The 19,663-nt window shown below is 35.0% G+C and carries 14 protein-coding genes and 1 tRNA gene; 6 read left to right on the forward strand and 9 right to left on the reverse strand.

Annotated features, from left to right (window positions below; translation table 11 throughout):
• Positions 1 to 89: 89 nt before the first annotated feature.
• Both VB798_RS05830 and VB798_RS05835 read left to right on the forward strand, forming a co-directional pair.
• Positions 90 to 3,029 carry a T9SS type A sorting domain-containing protein gene (locus tag VB798_RS05830; RefSeq protein ID WP_323256931.1) on the forward strand — a complete coding sequence of 980 codons (2,940 nt, stop codon included), beginning with the start codon at positions 90 to 92 and terminating at the stop codon, positions 3,027 to 3,029.
• Positions 3,030 to 3,128: 99 nt separating this feature from the next.
• Positions 3,129 to 4,169 (forward strand): WD40/YVTN/BNR-like repeat-containing protein, encoded by a 1,041-nt coding sequence (locus VB798_RS05835; protein WP_323256933.1) that lies wholly within the window; start codon positions 3,129 to 3,131, stop codon positions 4,167 to 4,169.
• Positions 4,170 to 4,300: 131 nt separating this feature from the next.
• Here VB798_RS05835 and VB798_RS05840 read toward each other — a convergent pair whose 3' ends face one another.
• The 7 genes from VB798_RS05840 to VB798_RS05870 all read right to left on the reverse strand — a co-directional run bounded on the left by VB798_RS05840 (position 4,301) and on the right by VB798_RS05870 (position 12,028).
• On the reverse strand, positions 4,301 to 5,212 hold the full coding sequence (locus tag VB798_RS05840) for a DMT family transporter (RefSeq protein WP_323256935.1): 912 nt from the start codon (positions 5,210 to 5,212) through the stop codon (positions 4,301 to 4,303).
• Between the two features lie 152 nt (positions 5,213 to 5,364).
• Positions 5,365 to 6,687, reverse strand: a complete 1,323-nt coding sequence (gene der / locus VB798_RS05845; protein ID WP_323256937.1) for a ribosome biogenesis GTPase Der — start codon at positions 6,685 to 6,687, stop codon at positions 5,365 to 5,367.
• 276 nt (positions 6,688 to 6,963) lie between these two features.
• Positions 6,964 to 7,869, reverse strand: a complete 906-nt coding sequence (gene era / locus VB798_RS05850; RefSeq protein ID WP_323256939.1) for a GTPase Era — start codon at positions 7,867 to 7,869, stop codon at positions 6,964 to 6,966.
• 158 nt (positions 7,870 to 8,027) lie between these two features.
• Positions 8,028 to 8,100: transfer RNA gene (locus VB798_RS05855), tRNA-Met, on the reverse strand.
• A 165-nt stretch (positions 8,101 to 8,265) separates the two neighbouring features.
• Positions 8,266 to 8,994, reverse strand: coding sequence for an ABC transporter ATP-binding protein (locus VB798_RS05860; RefSeq protein WP_323256941.1), 729 nt, complete (start codon positions 8,992 to 8,994; stop codon positions 8,266 to 8,268).
• A gap of 81 nt (positions 8,995 to 9,075) precedes the next feature.
• On the reverse strand, positions 9,076 to 9,537 hold the full coding sequence (locus tag VB798_RS05865) for a hypothetical protein (protein ID WP_323256943.1): 462 nt from the start codon (positions 9,535 to 9,537) through the stop codon (positions 9,076 to 9,078).
• A gap of 37 nt (positions 9,538 to 9,574) precedes the next feature.
• Positions 9,575 to 12,028 carry a tetratricopeptide repeat protein gene (locus VB798_RS05870; protein ID WP_323256945.1) on the reverse strand — a complete coding sequence of 818 codons (2,454 nt, stop codon included), beginning with the start codon at positions 12,026 to 12,028 and terminating at the stop codon, positions 9,575 to 9,577.
• A gap of 935 nt (positions 12,029 to 12,963) precedes the next feature.
• Here VB798_RS05870 and atpD point away from each other — a divergent pair.
• The 4 genes from atpD (at position 12,964) to mnmD (ending at position 17,079) form a co-directional block, all read left to right on the forward strand.
• Positions 12,964 to 14,481: a F0F1 ATP synthase subunit beta gene (atpD, locus tag VB798_RS05875; protein ID WP_323256947.1), complete on the forward strand. Its 1,518-nt coding sequence runs from the start codon at positions 12,964 to 12,966 to the stop codon at positions 14,479 to 14,481.
• Positions 14,482 to 14,558: 77 nt separating this feature from the next.
• Complete coding sequence (gene atpC / locus VB798_RS05880; RefSeq protein ID WP_309913518.1) at positions 14,559 to 14,789, forward strand: ATP synthase F1 subunit epsilon; 231 nt, start codon at positions 14,559 to 14,561, stop codon at positions 14,787 to 14,789.
• A gap of 363 nt (positions 14,790 to 15,152) precedes the next feature.
• Positions 15,153 to 16,250 (forward strand): glutamine-hydrolyzing carbamoyl-phosphate synthase small subunit, encoded by a 1,098-nt coding sequence (gene carA / locus VB798_RS05885; protein ID WP_323256949.1) that lies wholly within the window; start codon positions 15,153 to 15,155, stop codon positions 16,248 to 16,250.
• 175 nt (positions 16,251 to 16,425) lie between these two features.
• Positions 16,426 to 17,079, forward strand: a complete 654-nt coding sequence (gene mnmD / locus VB798_RS05890; RefSeq protein ID WP_323256951.1) for a tRNA (5-methylaminomethyl-2-thiouridine)(34)-methyltransferase MnmD — start codon at positions 16,426 to 16,428, stop codon at positions 17,077 to 17,079.
• A 91-nt stretch (positions 17,080 to 17,170) separates the two neighbouring features.
• Here the strand turns inward: mnmD and VB798_RS05895 are convergent, their stop codons facing one another.
• On the reverse strand, positions 17,171 to 18,595 hold the full coding sequence (locus VB798_RS05895) for a TonB-dependent receptor (protein ID WP_323257253.1): 1,425 nt from the start codon (positions 18,593 to 18,595) through the stop codon (positions 17,171 to 17,173).
• A 195-nt stretch (positions 18,596 to 18,790) separates the two neighbouring features.
• Positions 18,791 to 19,645: an N-acetylglucosamine kinase gene (locus VB798_RS05900; RefSeq protein WP_323256952.1), complete on the reverse strand. Its 855-nt coding sequence runs from the start codon at positions 19,643 to 19,645 to the stop codon at positions 18,791 to 18,793.
• Between the last annotated feature and the right edge of the window lie 18 nt (positions 19,646 to 19,663).

Raw genomic sequence — 19,663 nt, forward strand, 5'->3', positions numbered from 1 at the left:
TAGGTAAATTGCCTCGTACAAAGCCACTATCAATCTTTAAACTTTCTGAAATCTCAACCTAAAAATTTTACCAAAAAATATTTTTAATTATGAACAACCTTACTCAAAGAACACTCTTAGTCATTTTGTTTGTGATAGCGTCTTTAGGTGTTGTCTGGGCAAATGGTTCTACTTCAACTTCAGAGGAGAACACAAGTACCACAAAAACTTCGGGGAAGTCAGTAATTCCTGCTCGGCCAGTCGTTGAATACGTTGGTATTGATAGGTGTGGTTATCAATCTATTGGTGATCCTGTTAGTGTAGTTATTGTGAGAGCAACAGGATGTGGTTCTAGTCAAACACATTGGTATGATTCTAACAACAACGATTTAGGCTTAGACTCTCCAGGTCGTGACCTTAAGTTTTTAGAAATTACTTCTAACATTACTGTTTATGCTAAATGTTATGATGGATTTGGTTTTGGAGATCCTTCTAATAGTGTAAATGTTCAATATCAAGCTGCTCCGTCAACAATTCCAACTATCACACTTGACAGAAGTATTGCATGTGATGGAGAGAAAATAACGTTAAAGTCTAGTATTACTAATCCAAATTATGAATATCGTTGGGAGCGTACACTAGGAATAAACAATACTCCTTCGGCTCCTAATATTATAGACCACAATACAGAAGGTTTTGGAACACCTACCTTAAAAGCTACTTTGTCAGGTTATTATTACCTTTCTGTTGTTTCTCCAAGCTGTCCTCAAGCTCCTGCTTATGCAAGTGGAGTAGTTTTTGCTGAGTTTTATTCTTTACCAAAGCCAGTAATTACTGCATCAGCTACTACTTTCTGTGAAGACAATGGTATTACTCTTAAAACAGACAGTCTTCAATTTATTAAGAGCTATCAATGGTATTTGAATGGTGTTAGGCAACCTAACATGGGAACTATCAGCCATATTGAGAAATTCCAAAAAACTGGTTCAGTTCAAGTTGTTTCTGTAGAAGCTAGATTGGGGTGTCTTTCTCCAATTTCAAATCCTGTTACAGTACAAGCTATTCCAGTTCCTGCGAAGCCTGTTATTACTGCAAGTGCTTTAGATTTTTGTGAAGACAAAGGTATTTCTCTTAAAACGGATAGTTCATCAATCATCAAAAATTATCAATGGTTTTTAAACGGTGTTAGAAATAATAATCTAGGTACAATCAGTCATATTGATAAATTCTATCAAACTGGTTCGGTTCAAGTAATTGCTGTTGAAGGTGTTCTAAATTGTATCTCTCCAATTTCTGAAGCGGTTTCACTTAAAGCTGTTCCGGTTCCAACTAAACCTGTAATCACAGCAAGTGCTTTAGAATTTTGTGAAGATAAAACTGTTTCGTTAAAAGCAACAAGCAGTGCTATTGCTACGTCATTCCAGTGGTTCATTAATGGTGCGAAACAAGATACTCTAGGGACTACAAATACCGTCGATTCATTCAACAAAACTGCATCAATTCAAATCATTGGTGTTGAAAGCGTTTTAGGATGTTTATCTCCTATTTCTAATACAGTTAATTTAACAGCGCTTGCATTACCAGCAAAACCAGTTATTAGTTCTTCAAAACTGAATGCTACTATTTGTGATGGCGATGTTGTAATGCTTACGTCAACTTCAGGATTTAGCTATACTTGGAATACAGGAGCTACAACTAGAAGTATTGACAACATTAAAACTTCTGGCAAATATGCCTTGAAAGTTACTGATGAAAAGGGGTGTGTATCAAAATCATCTGATACAACAACTGTTATCGTTAATGCTCTTCCTGCTAAACCAGTAATTACAGCAAGTGGTGTTTTAGCATTTTGTGATGGTGGTGCAGTTACTTTGACTTCAACGCCTAATGTTAAATATGTTTGGAGTAATAACGAAGCTACTCAAGCTATCACGATTAAAACTTCTCAAGATTTAACAGTAGCAGTAATTGATGCAAACAACTGTAAATCTCCAGCTTCTGATTTAGTAAAAGTTACAGTTTATGCTTTACCTGCAAAACCAACAATTACGTCTAGCAGTAGCCTTGCATTTTGTGCTGACCAAAGTGTAATCATTACTTCTTCTGATCTACCAAATGGTGAAGTAACAAAGTATCTTTGGAGTAGTGCTGATGTTACTAAATCAATTACTGTAAAAACAACTGGGACATTCTTTGTAAAAGTAATTGACCCTCGTGGATGTGTGTCTCCTTCGTCTGACATCGTTACAACGACTGCTTTACCAGTACCAGATGCACCAACTATTGCAGCTGATGGACTTACGATTTTCTGTTCGAGAGATAATGCAGATTACAGCAAAATCAACTCTGTAAATTTATTAGCAACTAGTAATTTTGAAGTAACTTGGAGTACAGGTTTAGTAGGTAAAACACTTAATCTTACTTCTATTAATAGTCAAGGAACTTTCATTGATATTTCAAGAGAATATACTGCAACTGCTAAAAATACTACAACAGGTTGTGTTTCTGCGAAATCGGCACCAATCAACATCATTGTTAGAAATAACCCTGATGCTTCAGCAGCAAGTATTGAAAAAGATGGTACATATACTTTGAAAGCTGTTAATTTCCCTACTGGAAATGAATATGAATGGAAATATGGTTCAGAAGTATTAGCATTTAAAGAAGGTGTAATTAAAGCAAATAGATATGGCGATTATAGTGCTAGAGTTAAAACAGTATTTGCTATTGCTTCAGCACCAGGTGGGCAATTAGCTTGTTTCTCTAATTTCTCTAAAGCATTTACATTTAGTGAAGAAGCTATTTTTAAAGGTTTATCTATCTATCCAAACCCAAGTAATGGTTTATTAACCATCGAAACATTAGCTGATTATGATAATCCTCAGATTCTGATTTATGACCTTCTTGGAAGACAAATCTACGCTAGTACTTTACCAACGATTAAAGGAAAAGTAATTGTCGATTTAAGAAATAATAATGAGGGAGAATACATGCTTCGCTTTAAAGCTGGAGATTTTGATTTAACTAAACGTATTATCGTAAATAGATAGTTGTAAAAAATAAAGAAAAGCCTTCTCAAATTATTTTGGGAAGGCTTTTTTTTATGTCTATTTTGTACATTAGTATTTCATTTTTAAACCATTTCATCAATGACAACCCTAAAATATATTACTTACTTATTCATCTTATTATTGCATCAAAATACTTATGCTCAATGGATAAAACAAAACGTTGCTACAGATGCTAGTTTTAGAGCGATACATGCCATTTCTGAAAAAGTAGTTTGGATTGGAGGCTCAAAAGGAACTTTCATTAAAACAACAGATGGAGGAAAAAATTGGCTAGTAAAACAAGTACCAGAAGCAGAAAAATTAGATTTCAGGGATGTTCATGCCTTTGATGAAAATACTGCTATTTTGATGAGCGCAGGAGAAGCGGAACTAGGACATGCCAAAATTTATAGAACTGAAGATGGTGGCAATACATGGAATATTGTTTATCAAACTTCTGAAAAAGGTATATTTTTCGACGGAATAGATTTCTGGGATAAACAAAATGGTATCGCTTTCAGCGACCCAATTAATGGACATTTTTTTATTATTAAAACCAAAGATGGAGGAAAAACATGGACTCCTATCAATCCAGAAAATATTCCAAATAATCAAGAAGGTGAAGCAGCCTTTGCGGCAAGTGGTACAAGTTTAATTGTTTCTGGCAAGAATAATGTTTATATCTGTACAGGCGGTGCTTCAAATGCAAGAATATTTAAAAGTATTAATCAAGGTGAAAACTGGGAAGTAATCAATACTTCAATGCCCGCAGGAAAAACTAATGGATTATTTGGTTTGAGATTTTGGGATAATCTTCATGGTATTGCCGTTGGGGGAGATTATTTAGAAATTAATAAAGCCATTCCCAATGTTTTACTAACAAACGATGGAGGTAAAACTTGGCTGGATGCTCCACAAACAAACCCTGCTGGATTAAAAGAAGGAGTGGCAATTTATAAGAAAAAAATCTTGATAGCCGTTGGACCATCTGGAACAAGTTTTTCAAAAGATTTTGGGAAGTCATGGAAAGTAATCGACACTTCTCCTTTTCATGCCATTAGTATTTTTGTAAATAGTATTTGGGCAGTTGGAGGAAAAGGAAGTATTGCTAAATTAGATACTTCATTTTTCGAAAAGTAATTAAACGCTAAAAGCTTCAGGGTATAAACTAAAATTTATACCCTAAAAAGAAAAAGCTAATCCTTCGCTAAAATGAAATATGTCTTAACCGCAAAAACTCATAACTCCTAATTCAAAACTCATAATTCCTATTACTTCTTCCCTTTCCAAGAAATCATCAATACTCCAAACAGTACTACGAATGTACCTGTTAATTGCCAAGCTGATATTTGTTCTTCAAGAAAAGTATTCGCCATAATAATCGTTGCGACAGGTCCGATGCTCCCGATAATTGAAGCATTACCTGAACCTATTCGCTTGATACCTTCCGAAATCATAAAAGAAGGAATTACCGTTGAAAATACTGCCATTGAAAGACTCAGCCAATATGCTCCAGCTTCATACGCCAACAACCCTTTCCCTACTGAAGCTAAATAATGAATAATTACCATGCCTGTAGAAATCAACATTGAATAACATGTAAAACGCAAAGCTCCAACCTTTTGAATCATTTCTCCACTTCCTACCAAAAACAAAGCATAAGTAAAAGCGCTTAAGAAAATCAAGAAACTACCAATTACTAAATCTTTCTGTAAACCCAACTTCAAATCTGGTATAAAAGCTAGAGCCACCCCCAAATAAGTAATCACTAAAGCCACATATTGGATTTTATGAATAGGCTTTTTTAAGAAAATTGCAGAAACTACAACCACAATAGTGGGATAGATAAAAAGGATTAGACGCTCAACACTAGCTGTAATATAATTTAAACCCCAAAAGTCAAAAAGCGAAGCTAAGTAATAACCCACTAAACCAATGGCAAACATCCAAAACCATTGTCTAGCAGTTAGCTTTACTTGTTCCTCTTTTTTCTGTTGAAAAAATAAAATTATTAGGTAAAAAGGCGCTGAAAACAGCATTCTTAAAGCTAATAATGAAACGGTATCCACATGATAATGTATATAATTATACTTTACCAAAACGGCTTTCCCGGCAAATAAAACTGCGCCAGTCAACACTAAAATTACTCCAACAAAATACTTCGCTTTACTTATTTCCTTCATGGCTTATTAAAAATTGAGGTAAAAAAAAAGACCTTTCGCATCGCTGAGAAAGGTCTTTTTAATAATATATTTTATCAAATAGCTACTTATCTCATACCTTGTGGGTTGATTGCGAGAAGTAACCAATTTGCTGAAATCATATTCATTGATAATTATTTTTTTCTAAAGAAAATCTGAATTGGCACACCATTAAAATCAAAATGCTCACGCATTTGGTTTTCTAAATAACGTTCATAAGACTCACGAATATACTGTGGTAAATTACAGAACATTACAAAAGAAGGTGCTTTTGTTGGTAATTGAGTCATGTATTTGATTTTGATATACTTTCCTTTCCAAGCTGGTGGAGGATAGTTTTCAATCACTTTCAACATTACATCATTTAATTTAGAAGTAGGAATTTTTCTGGTTTTGTTTTCATACACTTCCAGTACTTTTTCTACAGCTTGGAAAATACGTTGTTTATCTTTTACCGAAGTAAAGATAATTGGCATATAATTGATTGGTGCCATTCTCTGACGTACCGCATCTTCAATACGCTTCGCAGTCATTGAATCTTTTTCAACCAAATCCCATTTATTAATCATCAACACAATTCCTTTTTTTGCTTTATCAGCCATCGATACGATGTTCATATCTTGTGCTTGTAAGCCAGTTTGTACGTCGATTGTAGTGGCATCAACAATAATCACCGCAACATCACATTCTTCCATCGCTTTAATTGAACGCAAAATCGAATAATATTCGATATTGTCATCAATTTTTGCTTTTCTTCGAATTCCAGCGGTATCGGTAATGATAAAATCTTTTCCGAATAAAGTATAGTGATTATCAATTGCATCACGAGTAGTTCCAGCAATATCTGTAACAATACTTCTTTCTTTCCCTAAAAGGGCGTTTAAGAAAGATGATTTTCCTACATTTGGTTTTCCTAAAATTGCAATTTTCGGAATACCTGCATTTGGATTTTCAATACCTTCTTCTGGGAAATGGCTAACAACTGCATCTAATAAATCTCCTGTTCCTGAACCACTTTCAGCAGCAATTGGAAAAGGTTCGCCCATTCCTAATTCATAGAACTCAACCGCTTCCATTCCTTTTTCATAAGTATCAGCTTTGTTAGCTACAATATAAACAGGTTTTTTAGAACGACGAAGCACTTTAGCAAAGTCTTTATCTAAATCGGTTACTCCAGTAGAACAATCTACAACAAACAAACAAACGTCTGCTTCTTCAATAGCCAATTCTACTTGTTCACGGATGGCCCCTTCAAAAGTATCATCAGAACCATGCACATATCCACCAGTATCAATAATGGTGAAAAATTTACCAATCCACTCACCATATCCATAGTGACGGTCACGAGTAACGCCTGAAACGTTATCCATAATTGCCTTTTTCTGTTCGATAAGGCGATTAAAAAGCGTAGATTTACCCACGTTTGGGCGACCTACAATTGCAACAATGTTTGACATTTTTTAATTTTTTGAGCTGTTCCCTGCGTACCTTTTATGATTAATTTCCTGAATGTCAGTCGTTCAATCTTGGCTTAACAAGCACCTCAACGTTAAAGATTATAATATACTGTTAAAAATTAGGGGTAGAATGGCTATCAGCTATCAGCTATCAGCTATCAGCTATCAGCTATCAGCTATCAGCATTTAGCTTTGAGTGAGCTGTCAGTTGATGTAAATACGATTATTTATTCTAATTTAAAGCCGAAATCTGATTTCCGATTTCCGACTGCCAAATTAGTCTTGGCTATAACCAAATGATTTTACTTTCTGTGCTTTTGAACGCCAGTCTGGTTCTACTTTGATAAATTGCTCTAAGAACACTTTTTTACCAAAGAATTTCTCCATCGCTTCACGTGCCTGAGTTCCTACTTTTTTGATAGATTCTCCTTTATGACCAATCAGAATCGCTCTTTGTGTTACTCTTTCCACATAAATTTCTGCCGAGATTCTGATAAGATTATCTTCTTCTTTGAAAGAAACAATTACTACTTCGCAAGAATAAGGAATCTCTTTTTTATAATTCAAGAAGATTTTTTCTCTTAAAATTTCCGATGCAAAAAAGCGTTCGGGTTTATCAGTTAATTCTTCTTTATCAAAATACGGTGGGTGTAGGGGTAATTGCTCTACAATAGAATCAAAAATCTGACCAATGTTTTCTTCTTTCAAAGCCGAAATTGGAATGATGGCTTGTGTTGGAAAACGTTCACGCCAATGCGCAATTTTTTCTTGTACTTGTTCTTCGGTTGCTAAATCAATTTTATTGATTAACAACAACACAGGAACATGGTCAATCCTTGCTAATTTATTGATAACATCGTCTTCGTCGTACTTTTCAAAAATATCCGTTACAAACAAAATCACATCTGCATCTTCTAAAGAACTATGCACGAAAGTCATCATTGATTTATGTAACTCGTATTTTGGAAGAATAATTCCGGGTGTATCAGAGTAAACCAATTGAAAATCAGTTCCTTTATGCGTACCATTCAAGATACCCATGATACGGTGGCGAGTAGTTTGTGCCTTTGAAGTAATAATTGAAAGGCGTTCTCCTACCAAAACGTTCATCAAAGTAGATTTCCCAACGTTTGGTTTTCCGACAATACTGACAAAGCCTGCTTTATGATTAATTGTTTCCATTATTATCCTCGTTTATTTGTCAAAATTACTGAAAAATCAGTAGAGGAAGGAATCAAGATAGTTTTGGGGAGTGGCTAACGAGTTCCCTACGGGATGACAAAACGATTTGTATAAATTTTAAAATAAAAAGACGAGCCGTATGACTCGTCTTCTCTCTGTAGCAGGAACAGGACTCGAACCTGTGACCTTTGGGTTATGAGCCCAACGAGCTACCTACTGCTCCATCCTGCGGTGTTGTTTCCATTTGATTGGACTGCAAAGGTACGATAGTTTTTTTATTCTACAAGCGTTTACTGAATTAAAAATGAAAAATATTTTATACTTAATTCAAATAAACTTTTAATCTACTAATAAACAGAGACTTATCTAAGTAAATTATTTTCAAATTATTTTATTTCAATGACCTTGAAGACCCGCCATTAAGTCTTTTGCCTTTTTAACATTGGTATTTACCTTATCTGATTCTACCAAGCCATCTCTTAATCTTACAATTCTATGGGCGTATTGCGCAATATCATCTTCGTGCGTTACCATTACAATGGTGTTTCCTTTAGAATAAAGCTGGTCGAACAAATCCATGATTTCATAAGAAGTCTTAGAATCTAAGTTACCTGTAGGTTCATCGGCTAAAAGTATCGAAGGGTCATTCACTAAAGCTCTGGCAATTGCTACACGCTGACGCTGACCACCTGAAAGCTCATTTGGTTTATGTCCAGCTCTATTTTCCAAACCTACTCCTTTTAAAGCCAACATGGCTTTTTCTATTCGGTCTGCTTTATTGTAGCCTGCATAAATCAACGGCAAAGCAACATTCTCTAAAGAAGATTGACGTGGTAATAAATTGAAGGTTTGGAATACAAAACCAATTTCTTTGTTACGAACCGTTGCCAATTCATTTTCAGACATTTCACTTACGTCTTGATTGTTCAGAATATACCTCCCTGTTGATGGAGTATCCAAACAGCCGATGATATTCATTAATGTTGACTTCCCAGAACCCGATGGTCCCATAAAAGCTACATATTCACCTTTGCTGACTGCGATACTTACATCTTTTAAGGCTTGAATTACTTCTTCACCCATTACGTAACGTCTGGAGATGTGGCTAGTTTCGATGATTTTCATATTATTTCCTTAACTATAAAGTTTTGATCAGTTGAGCTTAGAGGCTCATATTTTATGTGTTTCTTCAAAATGATAAATCATTTATGAATTATTACTCTTTTGTTGATATATTGAAATGAGAAAAATTCCGATGGCTAAACACTTGTTATTCTCATGATAGATTTTTATTGTTCCATCATTGGTAAACAAGCTTTTTGAAAAATGAATCATTAAACCTTCTTCATTATGTAGTTCCCATTCATTAGCAATTAAACCTATCTGTTTGAAGAAAAACTTTCCTTCGTTTTCTAATAAAATATAGGCTTCTGTATTCCAAAAATTGATATTAATTCTTCCTATTACTTTGTCTTTATCTTCGTAGATAATCACAGTATCGGAGAGTAAGCCTGTTACATCAAAAAAATATTCTTTATCTCCAATCCTTACATTTGAGTCATAAGACCAAATAGATTTCTTTTCTGTTTTAACAAGTACTTGAGCGCCATCTTTGACTTCGTAAGTGGAACTCCAAAAATCTTTAGAGAAGGTTAGTTGCTCTCTCATGTCCATAAAATTATTCTTAATAAACAAACTTAATAATTTACTGAAAACCAGCACTTGCCTTTTCGATAGAAGCTAATTTAGCTTGATAGGTTGGTAGAAAACGCTGATAGTCGGTTGGGGATAATTTTTGAAGTATCTTCATTCCATCTACAGCATAATCTTTCATCCCAACTTTTAAAGCTTGAAGGATGTATAATTGATATAGCCCTGGAGAATCTTTTCGCCAAGCAATGGCATTCAAACTAGCTTCATAAGCTTTATCTCCTTGCTTTTGTTGGTTGAGTATTTCAATGGCTTTCGTCAGTACTTCTTCATTAACAGGATGTTGTTTCAAGCCATCTACAGCAATATTTTTGATGCTTGAAATATCTACTTTTTCTGTTGCTTCTTTCTTTAATAAAGTATTCAATAACAATTGATAATACTTACCTTTTTTATCGGTAGAATCGCCTAGCGACCAAGCTTGTAGCGTTTGAAAAGTTATTATTTTATCTCCTTTATAATATTCTTGAACAATATCTGCAAAAAGTAAATCTTCAATATCTGCTTGATTTTCATCTAGTTCCGACAATCTTCTTAATGGCAGAATTTCTCCTTTTGCTTTCTGATAAAGTGCTTGATTGTACAATCTTGCGAAATCAGCGATATTACTTAGTACAGAATCTTTGGGTAAATCTAATTGTGTGATTTCTTCTGAAGCGATTACTTTTTTATTTTTCAATACATTTTTCAGGGCAAGCACATTAGCTTGGTATGAACTGTATGTGATGTTTTCTGGCTTTTCCAACAATTCCTGAATGGCTTGTTCTTTTCCATTCATTGCCCAAAATGCTAACAAATTACTAGCGGGTACTTCTGGCTTTCGGGCATTTTTCACTGCCATTTCATAATATAAAACAGTTGAATCTACCACATTCGATTTGTTGAATAGGTAAGCCAAATTATTCTGCAATTCTCCACTTGTCGGGAATTTGGCTAAGCCTTCTTTCAAGGTAAACATGGCATCAAAAAAATGCTCGCCATCATAAAAAGAACGGCTCAATCCTTCATAAGCAAAGACTGATGGATTTTTAGCCAAAGCTTTTTTGAAGTACAATGCTGCTCGTTCATTATCGTTTTGCCATAATGCCAAAGAAGCCAAAGCATAATTACTTTTATGGTTGCGATATTCGTAAGCCAAAGCCATTTGGTACTCCGATTCTGCCACTCTATATTGTTTGTCAAAAGCATAATAATCGCCCAAAGCATTATAATATGCAGCATTTGCTTGCTGAAATGTAAAGAAATTTTTCAACACTAATAAAGCAGCAATGATAATAATTGACAATACTCTGGCTGTCCAAATCGGTAAGTTTATGGGTTTAAAAACTACTTTGTGTACTTCAAAACCTTGCTTGAAAAGCGGCAAGAAATTCACTAAGACATAGATTAAAAACACCAATCCCATCGCCAAATGCGTGTAAGTAATTGCATCTTCTAATACTTCTATCATGGGGTCGTTGCCAGTGGCAAAGGCTTGCCCGCAAGTGGCTAAGGTAACAATAGCTAATCCCAAATAAATAAACGAACCAGCATCTTCAAAGTCGACAATTTGCTTGTTTCCCTCCAATCGTTTTTTGAAACCCCAAATGCCTAAAAATGTAGAGGTAATTAATAAGACAAATGGGCTGATGTAAATCATTTCCCAGTCAATTACTTTGTTGTTATGTAAAAAAACAAGCAATACATTGGCTAAATAAATCAAAGAAATCAATAAGAAATTCTTTAATGCCTGTGGACTTTTTGAAGAGGTTGTCAGTACCAAAAAACCTTGAACGATTTCATAAGCAATCATAAAAATAAAAACCACACTCAATATCATCGCTCCCGCAGTTCTATAACTCGCTAATAATAAAAAAGGCGTGTTCACTTTTGTGCTGTAAAGAATCCCAAAAATGAGTAAGATGCTTATTAAAAAGAAAGACAAAAACTTTTTGAAAATATTAATATCGGGACGAAAAGCGTGGAAGAAATAACTAAGACCTACATAGAGTATAATCAAAGCCATCGTCAAGTATCTGTTACTGGCATTATATAATAATTCAAGGTTGAAAGTAACCAAGAGTAAAATAACAAGCCCCATCGACAACAAATACCAAAAACGAGCCAGCGACGAAAGTGCTGAGAGCATTAAAACAAAGGCAAAGACAAAGAGTGATAGAAAAATATAATTCCCGATAAGGTTTATTTCCATCGGTGAAGCCAAGAATTGTTCTGTTACTGTGAAAGTTTTACTTGGAAAAGAAAGTGTTTCCTGCCCAACATCAAAGTAATCCAACACAAAAGGGACTTCCCCTAATTCAGCCAAAATATTCCAATGCACCACATTTTCTAATCCTTTGAAATAAAAGAAAGTAAATGCAACCACTGTAAACAACAAAATACTGATTGAGAAAAAATATAGCAGACGAGAAGCTTTTTGCCAGTTTTTCCAGAATTGTATTGAATTCATATTGATATGATAAATTAAGCCTTTGGTAGCGTAAAGTAATGGTTATTTAAAAAGCAATTGGCATAAAGCACAAGCCTTTTTGAAAGATGAATAAAGCATTTAGCCTTTGTACAACAGACAAAATTCGCAATTATTATACTTGATTGGAAATCTATCAACTTATTTCTTAGCGAAGAAAGTATAGATAGCCCAAGCTATCGTTTTTCCGAAACCAACTCTTTTATATCATCATGAAAAAGAGAATCTCTAATTTTCCACTAAAAGGATAAAATTTTATCCTTTTTACATCAACTTTCCTACTAAAAGAGGAAAATTTGTCTCTTTTAGTAGGAAAGTTGCTAATCCAAATACCAACTTTCCTATATTTTTACGGGAAATTGCGGTTTTAACTAAGAAAATCCCTAGTAAACTTCGGGATATTGCGGTTTTAGGTAGCAATTTTTCTATTCAAAGTACCAATATTGCTATTTTAACAGGGAACATTCCGTCTTTTTTGCGGGAAATTGCGGTTTTTTAGTAAATATCATTTCATCACAAATTGTATCATTGTGAAATTTGTCAATGTTGTCTATCATCTTCAACAAAGCATATAGCTCCTCATAAAAGTATCTTGAATCTTGTAAAAAATATTTGATTCACTTTTAAAGACCTAGAAACAAAAGGACATCAAAACTTTATCGTGTTGAGGCGAAAAAATATTTTCGAATTTTGATTTTTGGAAAATTGCCCCAAAATCCCAAAAATCTAAGTATTTTTTGGGGTCACTCTTAAAGCAATCCAACAAAACGATACTTTTTAAGCAAAAAATATGGTAAAAATCCAAAAACAGAATTGTTAATCTGAATTTTACCAAGTAGTTTTGCAGTCTGAAATACTACGTTAAGTACATAAAAAACGTAATCACTTGACAATCAGATAACAAAATCACAATACAAATGGCAAATGCAGTCAATACAGGGAAAGTTACGCAAGTAATCGGACCAGTTGTGGACGTGAGCTTCGAGGGTGCTAACTCTCATCTCCCCACAATTTTGAATGCCTTGGAGGTTACAAAAGCCAACGGCACCAAAGTTATTCTCGAAGTACAACAACATTTAGGCGAAGACCGTGTTCGTACCATTGCAATGGAAGGAACAGAAGGACTTCAAAGAGGTCAGGAAGTAAGAGACTTAGGACAACCTATGTCTATGCCAACTGGTGACAGTATCAAAGGACGTCTTTTCAACGTAGTTGGTGAGGCAATCGATGGTATTCCTCAACCTAAGTCTAACAAATCAATGCCAATCCACCGTCTTGCTCCAAAATATGACGAATTGGCAACTTCAACTGAGGTGCTTTTTACAGGTATCAAAGTAATTGACTTGCTTGCTCCTTATGTAAAAGGTGGTAAAATTGGTTTATTTGGTGGTGCTGGTGTAGGTAAGACTGTATTAATTATGGAACTTATCAACAACATCGCTAAAGCTTACGAAGGTCTTTCGGTATTTGCTGGTGTTGGTGAGCGTACTCGTGAGGGTAACGACTTATTGCGTGAAATGATTGAATCAAACGTAATTCGTTACGGTGAAGATTTCAAACACGCAATGGAAAAAGGAGAATGGGATTTATCTAAAGTAGATGAAGAAGCTCTTTTAGGTTCGCAAGCTACTTTGGTGTTCGGTCAAATGAACGAGCCTCCAGGAGCACGTGCTAGAGTTGCCCTTTCAGGTTTGACAGTTGCTGAATATTTCCGTGATGCAGAAGGAGAAGACCAAGGTCGTGATATCCTTTTCTTTATCGATAACATCTTCCGTTTTACACAAGCAGGTTCTGAAGTATCGGCTCTTTTAGGTCGTATGCCTTCAGCGGTAGGTTACCAACCAACGCTTGCTACAGAAATGGGTGCGATGCAAGAACGTATTACTTCAACAAAAAGAGGTTCAATTACTTCAGTACAGGCCGTTTATGTACCTGCCGATGACTTAACTGACCCTGCTCCTGCTACTACGTTTACTCACTTAGATGCTACAACGGTATTATCACGTAAGATTGCTGAATTAGGTATCTACCCAGCGGTGGATCCATTAGATTCTTCATCACGTATTTTATCTCCAAGCATTTTAGGTGATGTTCACTATAACACTGCTCAACGTGTTAAAGAGATTCTTCAACGTTATAAAGAATTACAAGATATTATCGCCATCCTTGGTTTGGACGAATTATCTGAAGACGATAAATTGGTAGTATCTCGTGCTAGACGTGTACAACGTTTCTTGTCACAACCATTCTTTGTGGCTGAACAATTTACAGGTTTAAAAGGAGTATTGGTTGATATTAACGATACTATCAAAGGCTTCAACGCTATCATTGATGGTGATTATGACCACTTGCCAGAAGCAGCTTTCAACTTAGTAGGTAGCATCGAAGATGCAATTGCTAAAGGAGAAAGATTAGTAGCAGAAGCATCGAAATAAAGTTTAGGAGTAAATGAGTTTATGAGTAAAACCTTACTCATAAACTTTTAACTCATACACTCATAAACTGAAAAAAAATGAATTTACAAATCATTACTCCCGACAAAAAAGTGTTCTCTGGCGAAGTAGATGTAGTTACGCTACCGGGTACAGATGGTTCTTTCCAAATCTTGAAAGACCACGCTCCTATCGTTTCGACTTTAGGAAAAGGAACATTAGCGGCTGACAAACAAGAATTCATCATTGATGGTGGTGTTGTTGAAGTATTGAACAACAAAATCTTGGTATTGGCAGAAGCAGTATTGTAATTAGTATATAGTAATTGTAGATTCGTTCTCAATTACAAAAACTATATTAAAAGCACAGGCTCATTGGAGTTTGTGCTTTTTTATTGCACTTATAATAAATGATTTACGATATATTTTTCATCTAATTCAAAATTAAGAATATTGGATTTGTCCAAAAATCATTTATTCCCTATCTTTGTACCAGAAATGAAACAAATGATGATACAAGCAGTTTTTACGAGTAACTTTTGGAAAATGTCCAAAGATTTACCTTCAAAAAAAGGCTGTGTTATCGTTTCTAAAAAATATTTTTATTAGGAGGTCAAGTTAATTGACCTCCTTTTTTATAGTACAATCTTTTTTCAGTAACCAAGAAACAATCAAATGAAAGTAACACAAAGCCAAGCAGCTATTTTGTTGTTGGAAGACGGTACAGTTTTTAGAGGGAATGCTCTCGGAAAAATCGGGACGAGTGGCGGAGAAATTTGCTTCAATACAGGTATGACTGGCTATCAGGAAATTTATACTGACCCTTCATATTTTGGACAAGTAATTGTAAATACAACTTCTCATATCGGAAACTATGGAGTAGTGAACGATTTAGAAGAAGAATCTGGCACTGTAACCATTTCTGGAATGGTTTGTAATGAATTCTCACCAATTCATTCACGTAAAACTGCTGATGGTTCTTTACAAGACTACTTCGAAAAGGCTGGAATCGTTGGTATTTCAGGCGTTGATACTCGTCAAATTGTTCGTCATATCCGTGAGGTTGGTGTAATGAACTGCATCATTTCTTCAGAGATTTTGGATGTAGAAGAATTGAAAAAAGAATTAGCGAAAGTACCGCCAATGGAAGGACTTGAGTTATCTTCTCAAATCTGTACACAAGAATCATATTTCTTGGGAAATCCAGAAGCAGAACACAAAGTAGCCGTTTTAGATTTAGGCGTAAAGAAAAGTATTTTAAGTAATCTTACTGATAGAGATTGTTATTTAAAGGTATTCCCAGCGAAAACTTCTTATTCAGAAATGCAAGCTTGGAATCCAGACGGATACTTTATCTCGAATGGCCCTGGCGACCCAGCAGTGATGCCTTATGCCATTGAAACTGTTAAGGCAATTGTAGAAAACGATAGCCCTACTTTTGGTATCTGTTTAGGTCACCAAATTTTAGCACAAGCGTCTGGTCTTTCTACTTATAAAATGAAAAACGGACACCGTGGTTTGAATCACCCAGTGAAGAATTTGATTACTGGTTTATCAGAAATCACTTCTCAGAATCATGGTTTTGCCGTAAAAATGTCGGAATTGGAAGCTAACGAAAATGTAGAATTAACACATATCAACCTAAACGACAAAACTGTTGAAGGGTTAAGAAGAAAAGATAAACCTGCATTCTCGGTACAACATCACCCAGAAGCATCTCCAGGTCCACACGATTCTCGCTATTTGTTTGATAATTTTGTGGGAATGCTTTAAGTAGATTCAAGAAGCAAGAGAAAAGAAACAAGAGTGTTAGACTTGAATTTGAAAGTATGTAGCTTTCAAATTCAAGTCTTTATTGTTTTGTAAAAACTATTCCCTTTCAAAAACTCTTTCATTTGCTATCATTGGTCTTGTATCTTGCTTCTAAAATCTTATATCTAAATAAAAAATGCAAAGAGTAAGAATTACTGACGACGGTTTTACTACTTTATTCAGTGCAGAGTTTAACCAATTTTATCATTCTGTTCGTGGTGCTTTAGACGAAACCCAAAGAGTATATATTGAATTGGGTTTATTGGCTAAAATGCAGGAAACACAAGAAATTAGCATATTGGAATTGGGTTTTGGTACTGGGTTAAATGCTTTGATAACCGCAGGAGAAGCTAAAAAAAATCAGCTAAAAGTACATTACACCAGTCTTGAGCCATTTCCCATTTCAGAAGAAGATGTCAAATTATTAAATTATCAGACGGACACAGCAACTGATTTACTCCAAAAGCTTCATTCAGTAAACTGGGAAGAAAACATTGAAATCTCCTCTAATTTTTCACTCAAAAAAGTAAAGAGTACGCTTCAAGATTTTAAAACTGACGAGCTATTTGACGTAGTTTATTACGATGCCTTCGCTCCTTCGTCACAACCAGAACTCTGGACTGTGGAAACATTTACTCATGTTGCGTCTTTCTTAAAAAAAGGAGGATTCCTGACTACTTATTGTTCAAAAACTATTGTCAGAAGGGCAATGGAACAAGCAGGATTTAAAGTAGAAAAGCATGTAGGAATATGGGGTAAAAGAGAGGTAGTGAGAGCCATTAAGTTATAAAAACTACAATTCCTATTAGGCGGCGACTTAAGTCACCGCCTAATAGGAAAGGATTTGAGAATTATATTATCAAAAAAGTTTTTTTAGTATCTCAAGCAGGCGTTACTTCGCAAGGATAACCAAATAAGCAATTTCCTTTTACTAATTTCGATACGACTGATGGCACTAATTCTTCCCAACCAGATTCGCCAGATTGGATTAGTTTCAAGACCGCATCTGTATTAATTTTGAGTAGTTCTTTATCGTAATTTTTAATATCGGCAAATTTATCGTTGTCTTGCAAATATTGAAACAAGCCTTTTAAGTGCGAAGGAGGAGTAAATTCCTTTGTGGTTACAATTTCACCATCTGCATTGAGCATTGGGTGCAAATACAATTTAATTTTGGGAGCAAACAAGGTAGAAAAAGCTGAAAGAATTCCCCCTGAAATATTGGTATAATGCTTTTCTTCAAAAATATAATCAAGGTTAGGCATTCCTAGAATCAGCCCCATTCTTAATTTGGTAAAACCACATAGATATTGCACCAAACGATAATATTCATGAAAATTTGAAATCAAAACGGTATGTCCTAGCGAACATAAAATATCTACACGATCGAGGAAATCTCTTTCATTTATTTGTTCACCACCTGCTTGTAAATTCTTCAAAGTAAGTTCAGCTAATAAAACTACTTTATCGTCATCAACGTCTGGTTCGGCTTCAAACTGTTTCAAACCCGTTTTAATCATGTCTAAAGATACATTCGTAACAGGTCTAAAACGTCCACGTACTGCCACAATATGTTTTTTATAGAAGGCTTCTGAAGGCTGCATTACGTTTCCGTCTGGTCCGAAAAGTGCGGCATTGGTAAAACCATTTTTTACTAAGTGAAGCGACATCAAACGGTCGTCCACACCTTTAAAGTCTGGACCACGAAAACGAATCATATCAATCTCAATTCTATCAGACGATAAATCATCCATTAAAGATTGAAGTAAAATTTCAGGCTGTGCATTATAATAGAAGCAACCATACATCAAGTTTACACCAATAACACCTAAAGCTTGTTGCTGTAAAACATTGTCATTGTCTTTCATTCTTACGTGAATGACAACATCGTTTGGTTCGCCATTTGGTTCAAGTTGAAAACGTAAGCCAATCCACCCATGTGGGTCATTATTTTTTTGATAGTTTAGCGCAGCAACAGTATCAGCAAAAGCAAAAAATGTACGTTCAGAAGCCATTTCGGTCAGACGTACATTTAATAATTTATACTCACGAGTAAGCATTTTCATTAAACGGGCTTCTACTACATAACGCCCAGATTCTTCTTCCCCATAAATGGCATCCGAGAAAGCCATATCATAAGCTGAAATAGTTTTTGCAATCGTTCCTGATGCTCCGCCCGACTTAAAAAAATTAGCAGCGACATCTTGCCCAGCCCCGATTTCAGCAAAAGAGCCATAAATTCGGCGGTCGAGATTGATGCGAAGAGCCTTCTGTTTTGTGCCTAAATTTCTATCGTAATTTACCATGACATTATTCTCTTTATTTAATTGTACCCTATCACTCAAAGCATTTCCTAATTTACAATTCAATGGGCAAAGCTTGACAAAAATCTACCAAAAATATAATTCTTTATCTAAAAATTAATACAAAAAACGAATTAGCAAGCAGTTGAGTAGGTTTTAAACAAACAAAAGTATAAAACGTAATATAGCTCATTCAATTTAGGCTAATTGTGATTTGTGAAACAAAGTCAAACCAGCAATCGGACTTTCCATAATCACTCCTACACTAAAGCCTTTTTCGATGGCTACTCTTCTTAGAATATCAGAGTAATAAAATGCGACAGAACCTGTGAAATGAATTTTATACTGTTGGTAATCTGGATACTTTAATAAATATTTTTCAAAAAATAAATCAAAGGCACTTTTAACTAAACCAAACGTAAATGGATGATTGCGATTATCAAAAATAAATTTTGAAAAAGAAGCAAAGTAACGATTAGGAAAAGGTTTTTGATAAGCATTATCTAAAATTTCCAGACGGTCTTTCGCACCAAAACGCTTTTCGAATTTTTCACGAATATCAATAGGCATTTCTTTGTGCAAATAACTTAATACTAATTGTTTGCCAAGGTAACCTCCGCTTCCTTCATCTCCCAACCAAAAACCTAAAGGTGGTACTTGAAAAGTAATATCTTTACCATCATAAAAGCAAGAATTAGAACCAGTTCCTAAAATACAGGCAATGCCAGCCTCACGACCACACAAAGCACGAGCCGCCGCCAACATATCACTGTGTACTTCTATTGTTTTTACGGTTGGAAAAATCGTTTTGAAAGCCAAGCGAATAATTTCCGCTTTTTCTCCATTGGTGACACCCGTTCCATAATAAAAAACTTCCGAAACTGCTTGATTGTTGAGCGATGGCAATAAGTTTTTTTGTAATTCTTCAATAATTGAATCAGTAGTTTGATAATATGGATTTAGCCCAATTGTTTTGGCTTGGGAAACTTCTCCGTTTGGAGAAATCATTCGCCAATCTGTTTTACTTGAGCCACTTTCTGCGATTAAAATCATTATAAATCAAATAATATT

This window comes from Arcicella lustrica (genome assembly GCF_034930985.1).
Classification (GTDB): Bacteria; Bacteroidota; Bacteroidia; order Cytophagales; family Spirosomataceae; genus Arcicella; species Arcicella lustrica.

Excerpts from the sequence above, each read along its gene's own strand:
- VB798_RS05830 (WP_323256931.1), top strand. The coding sequence starts at position 90 with ATGAACAACCTTACTCAAAGAACACTCTTAGTCATTTTGTTTGTGATA.
- VB798_RS05835 (WP_323256933.1), top strand. The coding sequence starts at position 3,129 with ATGACAACCCTAAAATATATTACTTACTTATTCATCTTATTATTGCAT.
- VB798_RS05840 (WP_323256935.1), bottom strand. The coding sequence starts at position 5,212 with ATGAAGGAAATAAGTAAAGCGAAGTATTTTGTTGGAGTAATTTTAGTG.
- der (WP_323256937.1), bottom strand. The coding sequence starts at position 6,687 with ATGTCAAACATTGTTGCAATTGTAGGTCGCCCAAACGTGGGTAAATCT.
- era (WP_323256939.1), bottom strand. The coding sequence starts at position 7,869 with ATGGAAACAATTAATCATAAAGCAGGCTTTGTCAGTATTGTCGGAAAA.
- VB798_RS05860 (WP_323256941.1), bottom strand. The coding sequence starts at position 8,994 with ATGAAAATCATCGAAACTAGCCACATCTCCAGACGTTACGTAATGGGT.
- VB798_RS05865 (WP_323256943.1), bottom strand. The coding sequence starts at position 9,537 with ATGAGAGAGCAACTAACCTTCTCTAAAGATTTTTGGAGTTCCACTTAC.
- VB798_RS05870 (WP_323256945.1), bottom strand. The coding sequence starts at position 12,028 with ATGAATTCAATACAATTCTGGAAAAACTGGCAAAAAGCTTCTCGTCTG.
- atpD (WP_323256947.1), top strand. The coding sequence starts at position 12,964 with ATGGCAAATGCAGTCAATACAGGGAAAGTTACGCAAGTAATCGGACCA.
- atpC (WP_309913518.1), top strand. The coding sequence starts at position 14,559 with ATGAATTTACAAATCATTACTCCCGACAAAAAAGTGTTCTCTGGCGAA.
- carA (WP_323256949.1), top strand. The coding sequence starts at position 15,153 with ATGAAAGTAACACAAAGCCAAGCAGCTATTTTGTTGTTGGAAGACGGT.
- mnmD (WP_323256951.1), top strand. The coding sequence starts at position 16,426 with ATGCAAAGAGTAAGAATTACTGACGACGGTTTTACTACTTTATTCAGT.
- VB798_RS05895 (WP_323257253.1), bottom strand. The coding sequence starts at position 18,595 with ATGGTAAATTACGATAGAAATTTAGGCACAAAACAGAAGGCTCTTCGC.
- VB798_RS05900 (WP_323256952.1), bottom strand. The coding sequence starts at position 19,645 with ATGATTTTAATCGCAGAAAGTGGCTCAAGTAAAACAGATTGGCGAATG.